Origin of the sequence: Nocardioides sp. Leaf374, assembly GCF_916862475.1 — a bacterium.
GTDB classification, from domain to species: Bacteria; Actinomycetota; Actinomycetes; order Propionibacteriales; family Nocardioidaceae; genus Nocardioides; species Nocardioides kribbensis.
Window position 1 is genome coordinate 40,044 of record NZ_CAKASO010000025.1, and the last position, 18,153, is coordinate 58,196.

Annotated in this window: 15 protein-coding genes and 1 pseudogene; 9 read left to right on the forward strand and 7 right to left on the reverse strand. The window is 72.9% G+C overall.

The window, feature by feature from the left end; all coding sequences use genetic code 11:
• Positions 1–88 precede the first annotated feature (88 nt).
• The 6 genes from LPA27_RS12295 (at position 89) to LPA27_RS12320 (ending at position 9,808) form a co-directional block, all read left to right on the forward strand.
• Positions 89–2,089, forward strand: coding sequence for an alpha-1,4-glucan--maltose-1-phosphate maltosyltransferase (locus LPA27_RS12295; protein WP_267477210.1), 2,001 nt, complete (start codon positions 89–91; stop codon positions 2,087–2,089).
• The gene (gene treS, locus LPA27_RS12300; protein WP_228942611.1) at positions 2,086–3,927 is read left to right on the forward strand and encodes a maltose alpha-D-glucosyltransferase; all 1,842 of its coding nucleotides are present in this window, start codon (positions 2,086–2,088) and stop codon (positions 3,925–3,927) included. Before LPA27_RS12295 ends, treS begins: the two co-directional genes overlap by 4 nt.
• Complete coding sequence (locus LPA27_RS12305; RefSeq protein ID WP_228942612.1) at positions 3,924–5,414, forward strand: maltokinase N-terminal cap-like domain-containing protein; 1,491 nt, start codon at positions 3,924–3,926, stop codon at positions 5,412–5,414. Before treS ends, LPA27_RS12305 begins: the two co-directional genes overlap by 4 nt.
• Positions 5,411–7,603, forward strand: a complete 2,193-nt coding sequence (glgB, locus tag LPA27_RS12310) for a 1,4-alpha-glucan branching protein GlgB (protein WP_228942613.1) — start codon at positions 5,411–5,413, stop codon at positions 7,601–7,603. Before LPA27_RS12305 ends, glgB begins: the two co-directional genes overlap by 4 nt.
• 74 nt (positions 7,604–7,677) lie before the next feature.
• Positions 7,678–8,964 (forward strand): acetamidase/formamidase family protein, encoded by a 1,287-nt coding sequence (locus LPA27_RS12315; protein WP_228942614.1) that lies wholly within the window; start codon positions 7,678–7,680, stop codon positions 8,962–8,964.
• 70 nt (positions 8,965–9,034) lie between these two features.
• The gene (locus LPA27_RS12320; RefSeq protein WP_228942615.1) at positions 9,035–9,808 is read left to right on the forward strand and encodes an NUDIX hydrolase; all 774 of its coding nucleotides are present in this window, start codon (positions 9,035–9,037) and stop codon (positions 9,806–9,808) included.
• 68 nt (positions 9,809–9,876) lie between these two features.
• Here the strand turns inward: LPA27_RS12320 and LPA27_RS12325 are convergent, their stop codons facing one another.
• The 7 genes from LPA27_RS12325 to LPA27_RS12355 form a co-directional block, all read right to left on the reverse strand.
• Positions 9,877–10,827: a hypothetical protein gene (locus tag LPA27_RS12325; RefSeq protein ID WP_228942616.1), complete on the reverse strand. Its 951-nt coding sequence runs from the start codon at positions 10,825–10,827 to the stop codon at positions 9,877–9,879.
• Between the two features lie 73 nt (positions 10,828–10,900).
• Positions 10,901–11,656, reverse strand: a complete 756-nt coding sequence (locus LPA27_RS12330; protein ID WP_228942617.1) for an EI24 domain-containing protein — start codon at positions 11,654–11,656, stop codon at positions 10,901–10,903.
• Positions 11,657–11,670: 14 nt separating this feature from the next.
• Complete coding sequence (locus LPA27_RS12335) at positions 11,671–12,642, reverse strand: co-chaperone YbbN (RefSeq protein ID WP_056903857.1); 972 nt, start codon at positions 12,640–12,642, stop codon at positions 11,671–11,673.
• A gap of 26 nt (positions 12,643–12,668) precedes the next feature.
• Entirely contained in the window at positions 12,669–13,190 is a 522-nt protein-coding gene (locus LPA27_RS12340; protein ID WP_056864156.1) for a PH domain-containing protein, read from the reverse strand.
• Between the two features lie 3 nt (positions 13,191–13,193).
• The gene (locus LPA27_RS12345; protein ID WP_156697866.1) at positions 13,194–13,358 is read right to left on the reverse strand and encodes a hypothetical protein; all 165 of its coding nucleotides are present in this window, start codon (positions 13,356–13,358) and stop codon (positions 13,194–13,196) included.
• Between the two features lie 101 nt (positions 13,359–13,459).
• Entirely contained in the window at positions 13,460–14,449 is a 990-nt protein-coding gene (meaB, locus tag LPA27_RS12350; protein WP_416383244.1) for a methylmalonyl Co-A mutase-associated GTPase MeaB, read from the reverse strand.
• Positions 14,446–15,660 carry an acetyl-CoA C-acetyltransferase gene (locus LPA27_RS12355; RefSeq protein WP_228942619.1) on the reverse strand — a complete coding sequence of 405 codons (1,215 nt, stop codon included), beginning with the start codon at positions 15,658–15,660 and terminating at the stop codon, positions 14,446–14,448. The genes meaB and LPA27_RS12355 overlap by 4 nt, the downstream gene beginning before the upstream one ends.
• 161 nt (positions 15,661–15,821) lie before the next feature.
• On the opposite strand from LPA27_RS12355, the gene mce reads away from it, so the two are divergent.
• The 3 genes and pseudogenes from mce to LPA27_RS12370 all read left to right on the forward strand — a co-directional run.
• On the forward strand, positions 15,822–16,295 hold the full coding sequence (gene mce / locus LPA27_RS12360; RefSeq protein ID WP_056903856.1) for a methylmalonyl-CoA epimerase: 474 nt from the start codon (positions 15,822–15,824) through the stop codon (positions 16,293–16,295).
• Between the two features lie 194 nt (positions 16,296–16,489).
• Complete coding sequence (ccrA, locus tag LPA27_RS12365; RefSeq protein ID WP_228942620.1) at positions 16,490–17,827, forward strand: crotonyl-CoA carboxylase/reductase; 1,338 nt, start codon at positions 16,490–16,492, stop codon at positions 17,825–17,827.
• 137 nt (positions 17,828–17,964) lie between these two features.
• Positions 17,965–18,153: pseudogene (locus LPA27_RS12370) on the forward strand (hypothetical protein); the annotation flags it as partial.

The following is an 18,153-nucleotide window of genomic DNA, read 5'->3' on the forward strand; positions in this document are numbered from 1 at the left end:
CGTACGTCGACACCCCTGCGGTCACCCGCAGGGGTGTCGACGCGTCTCCTGCCTTGCAACGCCGCGGGCAGGCCGGTTGGGTGGGCGCATGGTCGGACGCATCCCAGTCATGAACGTCATGCCCCTCGTCGACCTCGGTCGGCTCCCCGCGAAGGCCACCGTGGGCGAGCCGATGCCGGTGTCGGCCACGGTCTTCCGCGAGGGCCACGACAAGCTCGGCGCCGAGGTGGTGCTGGTCGGCCCCGACGGGGAGCGCCGCGCCCCCGTGCGCATGGCCAAGCACCCCACGACGCCCGACCACTACGAAGCGTGGGTGACCCCCGACGCCGGTGGGGCCTGGTCCTTCGAGGTGCACGCCTGGTCCGACCCGATCGCCACCTGGCAGCACGCCGCGGGCCTCAAGGTGCCCGCCGGCGTCGACGTCGACCTGATGTTCACCGAGGGCCGCCTGCTGCTCGAGCAGGTGCGCGAGCAGCTGGCCGCCGACGACCGTCGGGGCGCCGAGTTGGTGGCGGCCGGGCTCGCCGCCGCGGTGGACGAGCAGCGTCCCGTCGAGGCGCGCCTGGCCGCCCTCCAGGACCCCGCCCTCGAGGCGGTCCTGCTGGCCCACCCCGTGCGCGAGCTGGTCACCGTCGAGGGCCCCTTCCCGCTCTACGCCGACCGCCCCCGGGCGCTCTTCGGCAGCTGGTACGAGTTCTTCCCGCGCTCGGAGGGCGCGACCCGCGACGAGACCACGGGCGCGGTCACCAGCGGCACGTTCCGCACGGCGGCGAAGCGGCTCGACGCGGTCGCGGCCATGGGCTTCGACGTGCTCTACCTGCCCCCGATCCACCCCATCGGCGAGGTCAACCGCAAGGGACCCAACAACACCCTGACCCCCGGCCCCGACGACCCGGGCTCGCCGTGGGCGATCGGGTCCAAGGACGGCGGCCACGACGCGGTCCACCCCGACCTCGGCACGCTCGAGGACTTCGACGCCTTCGTGGCCCGCGCGCGCGAGCTCGACATCGAGGTCGCCCTCGACCTCGCGCTCCAGGCGGCGCCCGACCACCCGTGGGTGACCACCAACCCCGAGTTCTTCACCACCCGCGCCGACGGCACCATCGCCTACGCCGAGAACCCGCCGAAGAAGTACCAGGACATCTACCCGGTCAACTTCGACAACGACCCCCGCGGCATCTGCCGCGAGGTGCTGCGGGTGGTGCGGCACTGGATGGCCCACGGCGTGCGGATCTTCCGGGTCGACAACCCCCACACCAAGCCGGTGGCCTTCTGGGAGTGGCTGCTCAAGGAGGTGCGCCGCACCGATCCCGACGTGCTCTTCCTGGCCGAGGCCTTCACCCGCCCGGCGATGATGCGCGGGCTGGGCGCCGTCGGCTTCCACCAGTCCTACACCTACTTCACCTGGCGCACCGCCAAGTGGGAGATCGAGGACTACCTGCGCGAGCTGTCCTCGGAGACCGACCACATGATGCGGCCGAACTTCTTCGTCAACACCCCCGACATCCTCCACGGCTTCCTGCAGTACGGCGGCCCCGCCGCGTTCAAGATCCGCGCCGCGCTGGCGGCCACCGGCTCCCCCACGTGGGGGGTCTACGCCGGCTACGAGCTCTACGAGCACGTCGCGGTGCGCCCCGGCAGCGAGGAGTACCTCGACTCGGAGAAGTACCAGATCCGCATCCGCGACTGGGAGGGCGCCGAGGCCGAGGGCCGCACGCTCGCGCCGTACCTCACGCGGCTCAACGAGATCCGGCGCGCCCACCCCGCGCTCCAGCAGCTGCGCAACGTGGTGATCCACGCCAGCGACGACGAGAACGTGCTCGTCTACAGCAAGCAGCTGCCCCCGGGCAGTGCCGTCGGGGCCGGTCGCGACGACACGGTGCTCGTCGTGCTCAACCTCGACCCCCACGCCACCCGCGAGACCACCGTCCACCTCGACCTGCCCGCGATGGGCATGGAGTGGGGCGACTCCTTCCTCGTCACCGACGAGATCTCCGGCGAGGCCTGGACCTGGAGCCAGCACAACTACGTGCGCCTCGACCCCCACCACGAGCCCGCCCACGTCTTCTCCGTCAGGAGGACCGCATGAGCACCAGCCCCGATACCCGCACCGAGACCCGCACCGACCCGGTCGAGGACCAGCACGACGGCCCCGGCCCGGCGCCCGAGGGTCCGCCGCTGGGCGCCGACCCCGTCGAGGACGGCCACACCAGCTCCGGCGTCGACGCCGGGGAGGCGGCGTACTCCACGCCCGACTGGTTCAAGACCGCCGTGTTCTACGAGGTGCTGGTCCGCTCCTTCCGCGACTCCAACGGCGACGGCACCGGCGACTTCCGCGGCCTGGTCGAGAAGCTCGACTACCTCGAGTGGCTGGGCGTCGACTGCCTGTGGATCCCGCCGTTCTTCCCCAGCCCGCTGCGCGACGGCGGCTACGACGTCGCCGACTACACCGGCGTGCTGCCCCAGATCGGCTCGATCGAGGACTTCCGCTACTTCCTGGAGCAGGCCCACGAGCGCGGCATCCGCGTCATCATCGACTTCGTCATGAACCACACCAGCGACCAGCACCCGTGGTTCCAGGCCAGCCGCTCCGACCCCGACGGCCCCTACGGCGACTTCTACGTCTGGTCCGACACCGACGAGCTCTACTCCGACGCCCGCATCATCTTCGTCGACACCGAGCCCTCGAACTGGACCTGGGACCCCGTGCGCCAGCAGTACTTCTGGCACCGCTTCTTCTCCCACCAGCCCGACCTCAACTTCGACAACCCCGAGGTCCACGAGGCGATGATCGAGGCCATGTCGTTCTGGCTCGACATGGGTCTCGACGGCTTCCGGCTCGACGCCGTGCCCTACCTCTACGAGCGCCCCGGCACCGACGGCGAGAACCTCCCCGAGACCCACGACTTCCTGCGCACCGTCAGGTCCTACGTCGACGAGCACTACCCCGGTCGCGTGCTGCTGTGCGAGGCCAACCAGTGGCCCAACGACGTGGTGGAGTACTTCGGCGACTTCGAGTCCGGCGGCGACGAGTGCCACATGGCCTTCCACTTCCCGGTGATGCCGCGCATCTTCATGGCGGTGCGCCGCGAGTCGCGCTTCCCGATCTCGGAGATCCTCGAGCAGACCCCGGCGATCCCCCACAACTGCCAGTGGGGCATCTTCCTGCGCAACCACGACGAGCTGACCCTGGAGATGGTCACCGACGAGGACCGCGACTACATGTGGTCGGAGTACGCCAAGGACCCCCGCATGAAGGCCAACATCGGCATCCGCCGACGGCTGGCGCCGCTGCTGGAGAACGACACCAACCAGATCGAGCTCTTCAACGCGCTCCTCCTCTCGCTGCCCGGCAGCCCGGTGCTCTACTACGGCGACGAGATCGGCATGGGCGACAACATCTGGCTCGGCGACCGCGACGGCGTGCGCACCCCGATGCAGTGGACCTCCGACCGCAACGCCGGCTTCTCCTCGGCCAACCCCGGTCGCCTGGACCTGCCGGTGGTGCAGGACGCGATCTACGGCTACGAGTCGGTCAACGTCGAGGCGCAGCTGGAGAACTCCTCCTCGCTGCTGCACTGGACGCGCCGCATGATCCACGCGCGCCGCAACCACCCGGCCTTCGGCCTCGGCGACTTCCACGACCTCGGCGGCTCCAACTCCACGGTGCTCTCCTACGTGCGCACCCACGTCGCCGACGACGGCACCGAGGACACCATCCTCTGCGTCAACAACCTCTCCCGCTTCCCGCAGCCGGTCGAGCTCGACCTGCGCCGCTACGAGGGCTGCCGGCCCGTGGAGCTGCTGGGCGGGGTCTCCTTCCCCGAGATCGGCGAGCTGCCCTACCTGCTGACCCTGGCCGGCTACGGGTTCTACTGGTTCCGCCTGACACCGAGCGACAAGCCGCACGAGGGACAGCTGCTGTGAGCGACCCGACGACACCCCCGACGACACCCCCGACCACTCCCCCGACCCACCTGGACCCCCAGGTCTTCGTCGACTACCTGGGCCGCACCCGCTGGTTCGCCGGCAAGGGGCGCCCGTTCACGGTCAGCGCGATCCGCCGCATCGGGATCCTGCCCGGCCAGGTGGAGGGCCCGCCCACCGTGGCGGTGCACCTGGTCGAGCTGACCTACTCCGACGTCGCCGCCGACGCGCCCGACGCCGTAGAGCTCTACCAGGTGCCGCTGGCCTTCTACACCGACCCCGAGCCCCGCCTCGACCACGCCTTCATCGGCTGGTGGGAGGAGCCGGGCCTGGGCTGGGTCCACGCCTACGACGCGCTCCACGACCGTCGCGCCATGGCGGGCTGGCTGCGCTCCTTCCACCAGGCCGCCTCGCGCCCCGGCGGCAACATGACCGACGAGCGCAGCACCATGGCCTTCCACCGGCTGCCCGGCCACGAGCTCGACACCGACGTGCACTCCACGCTCTTCTCCGGTGAGCAGTCGAACTCCTCGGTGGCCTACGGCGAGGACTCGCTGATGAAGGTCTTCCGCAAGGTGACCGTGGGCGTCAACCCCGACATCCAGGTGCACGAGGTCCTCACCCGCTCCGACAGCGACAAGGTGGCCTCCCTCTACGGCTGGCTGGACTGGATGGACGAGACCGCCGACGGCGGCACGGGCGCGGTGGTGCAGCTGGCGATGCTGCAGCAGTTCCTCCGCACCGCCAGCGACGGCTGGGACCTCGCCCTCTCCAGCGTGCGCAACCTCTTCGCCGACCCCGAGCTGCACGCCCACGAGGTCGGTGGCGACTTCGCCGGCGAGGCCACCCGGCTCGGCGAGGCCCTGCGCGAGATCCACGCCCTGCTGGCCGAGCAGTTCCCGACGCGGGTGCTGGGCGCCGAGGAGACCGCCGGGATCGGTGCGGCCATGACCGCGCGGCTCGAGGCGGCCACCGCGGTGCAGCCGAGCCTCGCGGCCCACGCCGCGGGCCTGCGGGCCGCCTACGACCGCGTCGCCTCGCTCGGCGAGGTGGAGGTGCAGCGCGTGCACGGCGACCTGCACCTGGGCCAGACCCTGCGCACCGCCAAGGGCTGGAAGATCGTCGACTTCGAGGGCGAGCCGGCCAAGCCCCTGCACGAGCGGTTGCTGCCCGACTCCCCCTGGCGCGACGTCGCCGGCATGCTGCGCTCCTTCGACTACGCCCCGCGCGTGGTCGAGCGCCAGCTGCTGGAGGAGGACCCCTCCGGCGCCGAGCAGCGCAGCGTGCGCGCCGCCGAGTGGGCCCACCGCAGCCGCAACCACTTCCTCACCGCCTACAGCGGTGGTGACATGAGCGAGGCCGAGCACGTGCTGCTCGCCGCCTACCTCGCCGACAAGGCGGTCTACGAGACCGTCTACGAGACCCGCAACCGTCCGGCCTGGGTGGACATCCCGCTCGCGGCCGTGGCTGAGATCGGAGCGGCATGACCCCGCAGAGCCAGCACCCCGTCCCCGTCCCCACCGAGGAGCTCGACCTGCTCGTCTCGGGGCAGCACGGCGACCCGCACGCGGTGCTCGGTGCCCACCCGGGCCCCGGCGGCGTGACGGTGCGCGCGCTGAGGCCGCTCGCCTCCAGCGTCACCGTGCGCGGCACCTGGGGCGAGACCGCGCTGACCCACGAGCACGAGGGCGTCTGGGTCGGCGTGCTCCCCGTCGAGGAGGTGCCCGACTACCGGCTGCTGGTCGCCTACGACGGCGAGCCGCACGAGGCCGACGACCCCTACCGCTTCCTGCCCACCGTGCGCGAGATGGACCTCCACCTCATCAACGAGGGCCGTCACGAGCTGCTGTGGACCGTGCTCGGCGCCCACGTGCGCCACTACGAGGGCGGGGTGTCCGGCACGTCGTTCGCGGTCTGGGCGCCCGCGGCGCGTGGCGTGCGGCTGATCTCGGAGGTCAACGGCTGGGACGGCCGCCAGCACCCGATGCGCCAGCTCGGCTCGTCGGGGGTCTGGGAGCTCTTCGTCCCGGGCGTCGGCAGCGGCACGGCGTACAAGTTCGCGATCCTCACCGCCGAGGGCCGCTGGCTGGAGAAGGCCGACCCGATGGCGGCGTGGGCCGAGGTGCCCGCCGCGACCGCGTCCAAGGTCTACGAGTCGACCCACACCTGGGCCGACCAGGAGTGGATGGAGGCGCGGGCCGCCAAGCAGCCGGTCGCCGAGGCGATGACCGTCTACGAGATGCACCTGGCGTCGTGGAAGAAGCACCACGACGGCTCGATGTGGGACTACGACGCGCTGGCCGACGACCTGGTCGGCTACCTCGCCGACCTCGCCTTCACCCACGTCGAGCTGATGCCGGTGATGCAGCACCCCTTCGGCGGCTCGTGGGGCTACCACGTCACCTCCTACTTCGCCCCCGACTCCCGCTTCGGCGACCCCGACGGCTTCCGCCGCCTCGTCGACCGGCTGCACCAGGCCGGCATCGGCGTCATCCTCGACTGGGTGCCCGGCCACTTCGCCACCGACGAGTGGGCGCTGGCCCGCTTCGACGGCACCCCGCTCTACGAGGACCCCAACCCCCAGCGCGGCTGGCACAAGGAGTGGGGCTCCCACATCTTCAACTTCGGGCGGCCGGAGGTGCGCAACTTCCTCTACGCCAACGCGATCTACTGGCTCGAGGAGTTCCACGCCGACGGGCTGCGCGTCGACGGCGTCGCCTCGATGCTCTACCTCGACTACTCCCGCGAGGAGGGCGAGTGGACCCCCAACGTCCACGGCGGGCGGGAGAACCTCGAGGCCGTGCAGTTCCTGCAGGAGATGAACGCCACCGCCTACAAGCGGGTGCCCGGGATCGTGACCATCGCCGAGGAGTCGACCTCCTGGCCCGGCGTGACCCGCCCGACCTCCGCCGACGGCCTGGGCTTCGGCTTCAAGTGGAACATGGGCTGGATGCACGACTCGCTCGACTACGTCGCCCACGAGCCGGTGCACCGCGCCCACCACCACGGCGAGATGACCTTCTCCCTGGTCTACGCCTGGTCGGAGAACTACGTGCTCCCGATCAGCCACGACGAGGTCGTGCACGGCAAGGGGTCCCTGCTGCGCAAGATGCCCGGCGACCGCTGGCAGCAGCTGGCCAACCTGCGCGCCTACCTCGGCTTCATGTGGGCCCACCCCGGCAAGCAGCTGCTGTTCATGGGCGCCGAGATGGGTCAGGAGTCGGAGTGGGCGGAGTCGCGCGAGCTCGACTGGTGGCTGCTGGACCACCCCGAGCACCGCGGCGTGCACTCCCTGGTGCGCGACCTCAACCGCACCTACGTCGACACCCCGGCGCTGTGGGCGCTCGACCACGACCCGACCGGCTTCCGCTGGATCGACGCCAACGACGCCGGTCGCAACACGTTCTCCTTCGTGCGCCACGGCGGCGAGGGCGCGGCCGACCTGGTCTGCGTGACGAACTTCTCCGCGATCCCCCACCACGACTACCGGCTCGGGCTGCCCGAGGCCGGTGAGTGGGAGGAGGTGCTCAACACCGACTCCAGCGGCTACACCGGCTCCGGCGTCGGCAACCTCGGCTCGGTCGTCGCCGTGCCGGGCGAGCACGTCGGTCAGCCGGCCCACGCCGACGTCGTGGTGCCGCCGCTCGCGACCGTCTGGCTGCGCCGCCGGACCTGACCCCGAGCCGAGGTGTTACCCGCCCGTGACGCCCCGACACGGGCGGGTAACACGCACCTGGTGGGTTGTGGGTCATGACCACCTCGGGAACCCCTGACCAGCTGTCCTCCCTCGCCCGACGGGCCCTCCTGCGCGGGGCGGCCGCGGGCGCTGTCGGCGCCGGGGCCCTCGGCGCGACCGGCGCCCCGGCGGGTGCCTCGCCCGGACGTCGGGCGCCGGCGGGCGGACCCCACGGGCCGGTCCGCGTGCTGCAGCCCGGCACCGGTCCGACCCGCGGTCGCTACGTGCGGGCGCGCGCCGAGGAGGTGCTGTGGGGCCGGCTGCCCAACCGGCTCAGCGAGCCCGTCGCCGTGGTCTCCTCCGGCGACGTGGTCACCCTCGACACCCTCTCCCACGAGGGCCTGCTCGAGGACCAGGGCCAGGACCCCCGCGAGTACTTCGGCTCCTTCGGCGTGCCCGAGCGTCACGTGCTGCGCGACGCCGTCGAGGTGGCCGCCCACACCCCGCACGACGGCCCCGGACCCCACGTCGTCACCGGGCCCGTCGCGGTGCGCGGCGCCGAGCCGGGCGACGTCCTGCGCGTCGACGTGCTCGACCTGCCCCTGCGGGTGCCCTACGGCGTGGTCTCCAACCGCCACGGCAAGGGCGCGCTGCCCGGCGAGTACCCCGAGCGGTTCGTGGGCGACCCGGCGCACGCGGCGTACGTCAACGAGGGCGGGAACATCAGCGTCTTCACCGAGGTCGTGAGGTCTCGCGGCGGGCTGCGGGGTCGCCTGCCAGGCGACGTGCCCGTGGGCTTCGACCTGCACCCGTTCCTGGGGATGATGGGCGTCGCCCGCGACACGACCGCCCTGGTCGACTCGGTGCCGCCGACCTACGCCGGCGGCAACATCGACATCAACGACCTCACCGTCGGCTCCACGCTCTACCTGCCCGTGCAGGTCGCCGGGGCGATGTTCTTCGCCGGCGACCCGCACATGGCGCAGGGGGACGGCGAGGTCGCCCTGACCGCGATGGAGGGCTCGCTGCGTCCCACCCTGCGCCTGAGCGTGGTCAAGCGCGGCAGCCGCGGCGCGCCCGCCCAGGCCTTCGAGCAGCCCTTCGCCGAGAACCGTGACTTCTGGATCCCCATCGGCCTCAGCGACCCCGACGGTCCCGAGGGCGGCGGCAACGCCACCAGCCTCGACCTGGCCATGAAGGACGCCGTGCGGCAGGCGCTGGCGTTCCTGGTCGAGGAGCGCGGCATGGCCGGTCCGGTGGCCTACGCCTACCTCTCGGCGGCCGCCGACTTCCAGTGCTCGCAGGTCGTGGACCGCACCACCGGCATCCACGCGCTCATCCGCAAGGCCGACTTCGCCTGACCGCGACCGACCGGCGGCGACACCCGCGGCTGGGCGGTCGCTCCTCCCGGGGCCTGACTAGGCTGGCCCGGTGAGCCAGGAACCGACCGTCCAGCCGAGCGTCGCGACCGTCGCCGAGGGCGTGGCCCGGATCAGCTGGGAGCCCGGCGAGAACGTCGACGTCGTGCGCCGCGAGGTCGCCGCCGCCCTGGTCGACCACCCGCGGGTGGAGGCCCTGGTGGACCCCGACGACGAGGGCGGCCAGCGTCTGGCCACCTGGTCGGGCATGCGCCGCGAGGGCGTGATGCGCGGGGTGACCCTCGACGGCGGGCCCGTGGACCGCGTCGTCTACGCCCGCCTGGCCACCGACACCCCGGTGCACGAGCCGGCCGGCTTCCGCGAGCTGCTCAACTCCTTCCTGCCGCGCAAGCGCGCCATCAGCCAGATGCTGGTGCGCGACGAGGAGGGGCGCGTGCTGCTGTGCCGCCTCACCTACAAGCAGGACTGGGACCTGCCCGGCGGGGTCGTCGAGGTCGGCGAGGCGCCCCGCGAGGCCGTCACCCGCGAGGTCGAGGAGGAGCTCGCGCTGCAGATCCCCGCCGGCGACCTGCTGCTGACCGACTGGCTGCCCCCGTGGAGCGGGTGGGACGACGCGCTCTGCCTGGTCTACGACGGCGGCGTCCACCCCGCCTCGATCACCGCCTCGATCGTCGAGCAGGCCCGCGAGATCCGCTCCGCGCAGTTCTGCACCCCCGCGGAGGTCCGCGAGCACTGCGCCGACTTCACCGCGCGCCGCGTCGAGGCCGCCCTGGCCCGTGTCGCCGACCCCACCGGCGCCCCGGCGTACACCGAGAGCGGCCGCTGAGGGCGGACGAGCCGCTCAGGCACCGACCGCTCGTGGATCCCACGCACCAGGTGTGTGCGATCCACGAGTCAACGCGGCGGCGCCTCGCCCGGCGGGCACCGCGGGCACCGTCGTGACGCGCCGGACCAACCAGCGCGGCGCAGCAGCGCGGCCAGGTGGCCCGCCGTACGACACGGTGCTGCGGTCACCTGACCCCAGGTGAGCCGCACCGTGCTCCGCCCGGAGACCAGTGCCTCGAGGTCGCGCTGGTGGTCGGCGTCCCAGGCGGCACGGTCGGCGTGGAACGCCCGACCGTCGAGCTCGACCACCACGCCGAGCCCCAGGTACTCCACGTCACGCACGGTGGCGACCTCGCCCGCACCGGCACGAACCTGGCGTGCGCCCGTCGGGAGGCCGTGGGGCCGCTCCACCCGCTCCCAGAACGCACGCTCGAGGGTGGAGCAGGCGCCCGCGGTCAGGTCGTCCAGCATCGCCTCGATGACCCCGCGACCGCGCATCCTTCCCCGGGCGTCGAGCGCCGCCCTGACGCGTTCCGGGGTGGTCTGCCGGTCGTGACAGGCCGCGGCCAGCACGCCGAAGTGGCGGGCGGGGTCCTCCCCGGCGATCACGTCGATCACCGCGTGCTCGCGCCGGACCCGCGGCGGAGTCGCCTGCCAGAGCACGCGACCCTCCAGGTCCGCCGTGCGGTGCACCACGACACCGGCCAACGGCCTGACCGTGCGGCGGTGGTCGACCGCGATCTGGATCGGGGCGTCGGCCGGCGGTCCGGGCAGCGCCGACTCGCGCGCCAGGGCGGCCGGCCACCGTGCGTGCACCGCACACCACGCCCGTTGCCGCCAGGTGGGCAGCCCGGTGTGCGCCACGAACGCACCGGGGTGCACGGCCACGAGCTCACGTCGCCGGACCAGGCGGGCGATGTCGTGGTCGGCACCGCCGAGAGCCAGGATCTGCCGGCGCGAGACCATGCGGTCCTGCACGCGGTCGAGCAGGTGGTCGAGCTCGTCCCGGTCCAGAGGCATGCCCCATGGTCGCCGAGGCGGACGACCGTCGCGAGCACGCTGCGCCTGGGCTGTGGACGAGCTGCGGCCTTCCTCAGCCGCCCACCGGGCGGGCGGCAGCGGCGTCGAGGGCGTCGCGGGCCAGGCAGGTGGAGGCGACCACCGCGGCCGGCATGACGACCACGGCGCCCAGGGGCACCAGGAAGCACAGCTGGGTGGCGGTGCCGAGGCCGAGCAGCGCGGCGCGGTGCTCGCGCAGCAGCGCCCGCCGCCCGTGCCGGTCGATGCCGCGGGCCTCCAGGGGCCGCGAGACCAGCTCGGCGGCCAGCAGCCGCCCGGAGACCACGACCCCGAGCACGGCGCCGACCACGGCGCCCACCACGGGCAGCAGGCCGATCAGCAGCACCAGCAGGCCGGTCACCAGGCCCAGCCCCACGAGCACGCCCGCATCGCGCGCGGAGCGCCAGAAGCCCAGCCCGTCTCCGGGAGCCTCGCCCCCGAGCATGGTCTCGGTCTCCCGCCAGATCCGCTCGTAGAAGGGGTCACCGACCGCCAGCGTGAGGCCGGTGAAGGTCAGCGAGGCGACCAGCAGGAAGCCCAGCACCACCAGCACCCCGAGCCCGACGCGCAGCGCGACCCGGGCGACGTCGGCCCAGCCGTCGGCGAAGGGCGTGGCCCACCCCACGAGGTCGTCGACGGTGAGCAGCAGCCCCACCAGCGCGGCGACCACCACGACGAGCACGATCAGCGCCGGCACCATGCCGAGGGCCATCAGCCCGGGCCGGCGCCGCCACATGGCGAAGCCGCGGCCGAGGTAGGCCACGCCCTGCCCGAAGCCCAGCGGGGTCACCGGCTCCTCACCCCTCAGAAGAGGGCGTTGGCGAGGCCCTGGCGCCCGCGCAGCACGCGCGGGTCGTCGTTGCCCACGGCCGCGAAGAGCCCGAGGAGGTGCTCGCGCGCGGCGGTGCGCTCGTCGCCCGTCGTACGCCGCACCAGCTCGACCAGCCGCGCGAAGGCCTCGTCGACCTGTCCCAGCACCAGGTCGAGGTCGGCGACGAGGGTCTGGGCGTCGACGTCGTCGGGGCGCGCGTCGGCGTCGGCGCGCACGGCGGCCTCGTCGACGCCCTGGGTGCGCTGGAGGACCGTGGCCATGGCCAGGCCGGCCGCGGCCTCGGCGTCGGCGGGGTTGGCCGAGACCAGCTTCTGGTACTCCGCGACCGCCCGGTCGACGTCGCCGGCGGCCAGGGCGTCCTGGGCGGGGGCGTAGCGGGGGTCGACGGCGGGCTCCTCCTCGCCCTCCGCGCCGGGCTCGGCCTGGGCACCGCGGGGCTGGTGGCGACCGGTCATGCCCTGGGCGGTGAGCTGCTGCACGACCTGGGTGAGCGCGGTGCGCAGCTCCTCGAGCGGCAGCACGTCCTGGAAGAGCGGCGCGGGGCGGCCGTCGAGCACGGCCACGACCAGCGGGATCGAGGGGATCTGCATGGCCTGGGCGATGCCGGGGGCGGCGTCGATGTCGACGAGGCCGGCGAGGAAGCGGCCCTCGAACTCCGCCGAGAGCGTCGCGAGGTCGTCGGCCAACTGGCCGCTCTCGGGCATGCGGGTGCGGGAGTAGAAGACGAGCAGCACCGGCGCGGTCATCGACTGCTCGACGACGGCCTGGAAGCTCTCCTCGGTCACCTCCACGGCGTAGGACGAGCCGCCCGCGCCCCCCGCGGCCGGGCCCCCGGCACCGCCCGGGGCCCCGGGGGCGGCCGGTGCGGCGGGCGCCGCGGGCGCGGGCCGCTTGAGGGCCGAGAGGTCGATGGCACCGGGGCGGGAGAACGGCTGCTGCGTCATGGGGCCAATCCTAGGGAAGGCCGGTCTCAGTTGACGCGCGGGCCGCGCAGGCCGGAGCGCTGCACGACGCGCTGGATCGCGAGGTCGCGCTCGTCGGGGCGACCGACGTACCTCACGTCGCGCAGGCCCTGCTCCTGGGCCGCCGACTCGAAGACGAAGTGGCCGAAGCCGAGGAGCCGCCCGTGCAGCGGCTTGACCACGGTGATGTCGAGGATGCGGCTCAGCGGCATGGTGGCGAGGTTGCTCGAGAGCACCCCGTGGACGCGGAAGACGCGCATGTTGGTGATGACGAAGCGGTCGCGGTGCTCGCGCAGCACTCCCCACCCGGCCCGCAGCAGCAGCACGAAGGCCCCCACGAGCAGCACCCAGGCGGCACCCATCGGCACGAAGGCCGCCCCGACGAGCACCACGAGACCGAGCACCCCCTCGAGCACCGGGCGCACGTAGGCCGTCCAGTGGTGCAGCACCTCGTCGACGATGACCTCGCCCTCGTCGCGCAGGAGGTGCTTGTGGATCTGGGGGTCGCCCCAGCTGCGGAGCAGACCCACGGCTCAGCCCAGCTCGCCGACGAACCTGATGAGCGCGGAGAAGAAGTCGCCGGTCCACGCCGCGATCTGCCCCCCGGCGCCGCCGGCGGCGTCGGCCAGCCCGCGCGGGTCGGTGAACATCCAGAAGCCCAGGAACACCACGACCAGGGCGATGACCACCTTCTTCATCGTCGACCAACCTGTCTGTTCTCGAGCGGTGAGCGGCGGACGTCAGCGGCTCGGCGCCGCGCGTCCACAGGACGGCACATGCCTACCAGCAGCCACACCCGTCACGGAGCAGGCGCGCCGAGCAGCCGGTCGGCCGCGGCGTAGGGATCGCTCTCCCCCGCGGCGACGGCCTCGGCGAGGGCGTCGAGCTCCGAGCGTCCGTCGACGTCGCCCCAGCTGCGGCGCAGCGCGGTGACGGCGATCGCGACGACCTCCTCGCGCGCCCGACGCGTACGTCGACGCCGCAGCTCGCCGGTCTCGTGCAGCCAGGCGTGGTGGCGGTCGAGCTCGGCGACGACCTCGTCGACGCCGTCGCCGCTGGACGCGACGGTGGCGACCACCGGGGGCCGCCAGGCGCCGGCGGGGCGGTCGGCCATCGACAGCATGCCCCGCAGGTCGCGGCGCACCTGGTCGGCGCCGTCGCGGTCGGCCTTGTTCACGACGTAGACGTCACCGATCTCGAGGATCCCGGCCTTGGCGGCCTGGATGCCGTCGCCCATGCCGGGGGCCAGCAGCACCAGCGTGGTGTCGGCGCGCGCCGCGACCTCGACCTCGCTCTGGCCGACGCCCACGGTCTCGACGAGCACCACGTCGCACCCGGCGGCGTCGAGCACCCGGATCGCCTGCGGAGTGCTCCAGGCCAGACCGCCGAGGTGGCCGCGGGCGGCCATGGAGCGGATGTAGACGCCCGGGTCGGAGGCGTGGTCCGACATCCGGATCCGGTCTCCGAGCAGCGCACCGCCGGAGAACGGCGAGCTGGGGTCGACCGCGAGCACGCCGACCCGCTTGCCCGCGGCGCGCAGCCGCGTGACCAGCGCGTTGGTGGAGGTCGACTTGCCGACCCCGGGCGAGCCGGTCAGCCCCACGACCTGGGCGCGGCCGGTGTGCGGGGCCAGCGCCGCCATCACCTCGCGCAGCGCGGGCGACTCGTCCTCGACCATCGAGATCAGCCGGGCCACCGCCCGAGGCTGACCCTCGCGGGCGGCCGCGACCAGGTCGGGGACCGACGCCGCGCGGCGCCGACCCCCGGGTCGCGGGGCGTCGGGGCTCAGCTGCTCGGGACGCGCACGATCAGGGCGTCGCCCTGGCCGCCGCCGCCGCAGAGCGCGGCCGCGCCGGTGCCGCCGCCGCGCCGCTTGAGCTCGAGGGCGAGGTGCAGCACCACGCGTGCCCCCGACATGCCCACCGGGTGGCCGAGCGCGATCGCCCCGCCGTTGACGTTGACCTTCTCGTCGGGCAGGCCCAGGGCGCGCGCCGAGGAGATGCCGACCGCGGCGAAGGCCTCGTTGAACTCCACGAGGTCGAGGTCGGTGGGCTCGATGCCCTCCTTGCGACAGGCCAGGGCGGTGGCGTTGGCCGGCTGGAGCTGCAGGGTGGAGTCGGGGCCCGCGACCATGCCGTGGGCGCCGATCTCGCAGAGGTAGTCCAGCCCGAGCTCCTCGGCCTTCGCCTTGCTCATCACCACGACCGCGCAGGCGCCGTCGGAGATCTGCGAGGCCGAGCCCGCCGTGACGGTGCCCGTCATGGAGAAGGCGGGACGCAGGCGCCCGAGGGACTCGGCGGTGGTCTCGCCGCGCACGCCCTCGTCGGCGGAGACGACCACCGGGTCGCCCTTGCGCTGAGGGATCGAGACGGGCACGACCTCCTCGTCGAAGACGCCGTTCTTCCAGGCCGCGGCGGCCTTCTGGTGCGACAGCGCGGAGAACTCGTCCTGCTCCTCGCGGGTGAGGTTCTCGTCGGCGGCGTTGCGCTCCTCGGTGAGCAGACCCATCGCCTGGGAGGTGAACTGGTCGAAGAGGGCGTCGTAGGCCATCGAGTCGACGAGCTTGACGTCGCCGAACTTGATGCCCTCGCGCGACTTGGGCAGGAAGTGGGGGGCGTTGGTCATCGACTCCATGCCGCCGGCCACCACCACGTCGGCCTCGCCGGCGCGGACCATCTGGTCGGCCATCGCGATGGCGTTGAGACCGGAGAGGCAGACCTTGTTGATGGTGATCGAGGGCAGGCTCATGGGCAGCCCCGCGGCCACACCGGCGGTGCGGGCGGGGTTCTGGCCCGCGCCGGCCTGGATGACCTGGCCCATGATGAGGTAGTCGACCTGGTCTCCGGAGACGCCGGCCTTCTCGAGGGCGCCCTTGATCGCGACCCCGCCGAGGTCGGCGGCGCTCAGGTCCTTCAGCCCTCCCAGGAGACGGCCGATCGGGGTGCGGGCTCCCGCGACGATGACGGTCGGCGAGCTCGACGGGGCGGCGTGGTCGGACATGGGTTCCTCCAGCGGGTCGGTGCTCGGACCGGCGGAGACGGGCCCGATGCGAGCAAGATACCGACGAGTCACATCGGGGGCGAGGGTGTCCGAGTCCCCACCTCGTGAGGCGCGCGTCACAAGCGGTCGCGGCGCGCGGCGCGGCGTACGACCATGACGCCATGAGCCAGACCCAGGACAGCGGCGCCAGCCCGCTCGGCATCCCCGACCACCTCTTCACCGCCATCGACCACGTCGGCATGGCCGTGCCCGACCTCGACGAGGCCATCGCGTTCTACCGCGACACCTTCGGCATGCGCCTGGCCCACGAGGAGACCAACGCCGAGCAGGGCGTGCGCGAGGCCATGATGGCCGTGGGCGACTCCGGGTCGTGCGTGCAGCTGCTCGCGCCGCTCGACGAGACCTCCACCATCGCCAAGTACCTCGACCGCTCCGGCCCGGGCTGCCAGCAGGTCGCCTACCGCGTCACCGACGTCGAGGCCGTCAGCGCGGTCCTGCGTGAGCGGGGCCTGCGGATGCTCTACGACGAGCCGCGCCGCGGCACCTCCGACTCCCGCATCAACTTCGTGCACCCCAAGGACGCCGGCGGCGTGCTCGTCGAGCTGGTGGAGCCGGCCGCGCGCCCGGCGCACTGACCGCACCGCACCGCACTGCTCGGCGGGCGCCACCAACCGCCCGCCCACCTCGGCCCGCCACCCTGAGCGGGGCTGAGACCTCCAACACATCGGTCGCCTGACCGGTTACCGGACAGTAATGTTCGCCAGACGTCGGCCCGCCCTCGGGTCCGACGCCGTCACCCGCACCTCCCCGACCCCGCACAGGAGCCGACGTGCAGAACATCCTCGACGCCGTCCTCGCCGGCGACACCGCCAGCGAAGACTTCGCCCACCTGCCCCTGCCCGAGTCCTACCGCGCCGTGACGGTGCACAAGGACGAGCAGGACATGTTCGAGGGCGTCGCCAGCCGCGACAAGGACCCGCGCAAGTCCCTGCACGTCGACGACGTGCCCTTCCCCGAGCTCGGCCCCGGCGAGGCGCTGGTGGCCGTGATGGCCTCGGCGATCAACTACAACACCGTGTGGACCTCGATCTTCGAGCCGGTCTCGACCTTCGGCTTCCTCGAGCGCTACGGCAAGATCTCGCCGCTGACCAAGCGTCACGACCTGCCGTACCACATCGTCGGCTCCGACCTGGCCGGCGTCGTGCTCGCCACCGGTCCCGGCGTGAACTCCTGGAAGCCCGGCGCCGAGGTGGTCGCGCACTGCCTGTCGGTGGAGCTGGAGAGCCCCGACGGCCACAACGACACGATGCTCGACCCCGAGCAGCGGATCTGGGGCTTCGAGACCAACTTCGGCGGCCTGGCCGAGGTCGCGCTGGTGAAGTCCAACCAGCTCATGCCCAAGCCGGCCCACCTGACCTGGGAGGAGGCCGCCTCCCCCGGCCTGGTCAACTCCACCGCCTACCGCCAGCTGGTCTCGCGCAACGGCGCGGGCATGAAGCAGGGCGACAACGTCCTCATCTGGGGCGCCTCGGGCGGCCTGGGCGGCTTCGCGACGCAGTACGCCCTCAACGGTGGCGCCACGCCGATCTGCGTGGTCTCCAACGAGGAGAAGGCCGACATCTGCCGCGCCATGGGCGCCGAGCACATCATCAACCGCTCCGAGGAGAACTGGAAGTTCTGGAAGGACGAGCACACCCAGGACCAGAAGGAGTGGCGTCGCCTCGGGGCGAGGATCCGTGAGCTCACCGGCGGCGAGGACGTCGACATCGTCTTCGAGCACCCCGGCCGCGAGACCTTCGGCGCCAGCGTCTACGCCGCGCGCAAGGGCGGCACGATCGTCACCTGCGCCTCCACCAGCGGCTACATGCACCAGTACGACAACCGCTACCTGTGGATGAACCTCAAGAGCATCGTCGGCTCGCACTTCGCCAACTACCGCGAGTCGTGGGAGGCCAACCGCCTCATCGCCAAGGGCATGATCCACCCGACGCTGTCGCGGACCTACGGCCTCGAGGAGGTCGGCCAGGCCGCTCTCGACGTGCACAAGAACGCCCACCAGGGCAAGGTCGGCGTGCTCGCGCTGGCCCCCGAGGAGGGACTGGGCGTGCGCGACACCGAGATGCGGGCCCGTCACATCGAGGCGATCAACCGCTTCCGCGGCGTCTGAGGAGGCCCGTCGACCCGGCCCACCCCGACACGCGCTGAGTAAACGCTGAGCCACGCCGCGTCGGGGTGGGTTCGGGGCCTCGCATGCGGGAGGATGGAGAGGCACCAGCCCCCACCACCCGGAAGAGGTTTCCACCCATGAGCGACCAGGGCCTGTCCATCTTCGACGACGACTCGGAGCGCCGTTCCCAGGACGCCGACAAGACCCAGGTGATCCCGGTGGCCACGGATGCTCCCGGGTCGGCCCCTGGTCGCGCGACCGGCCAGGCGCCGCGCCAGGCCCCCCCGGCCGGGCAGCGCCCGGGCGCCGCCCCGGCGGCCCCCCAG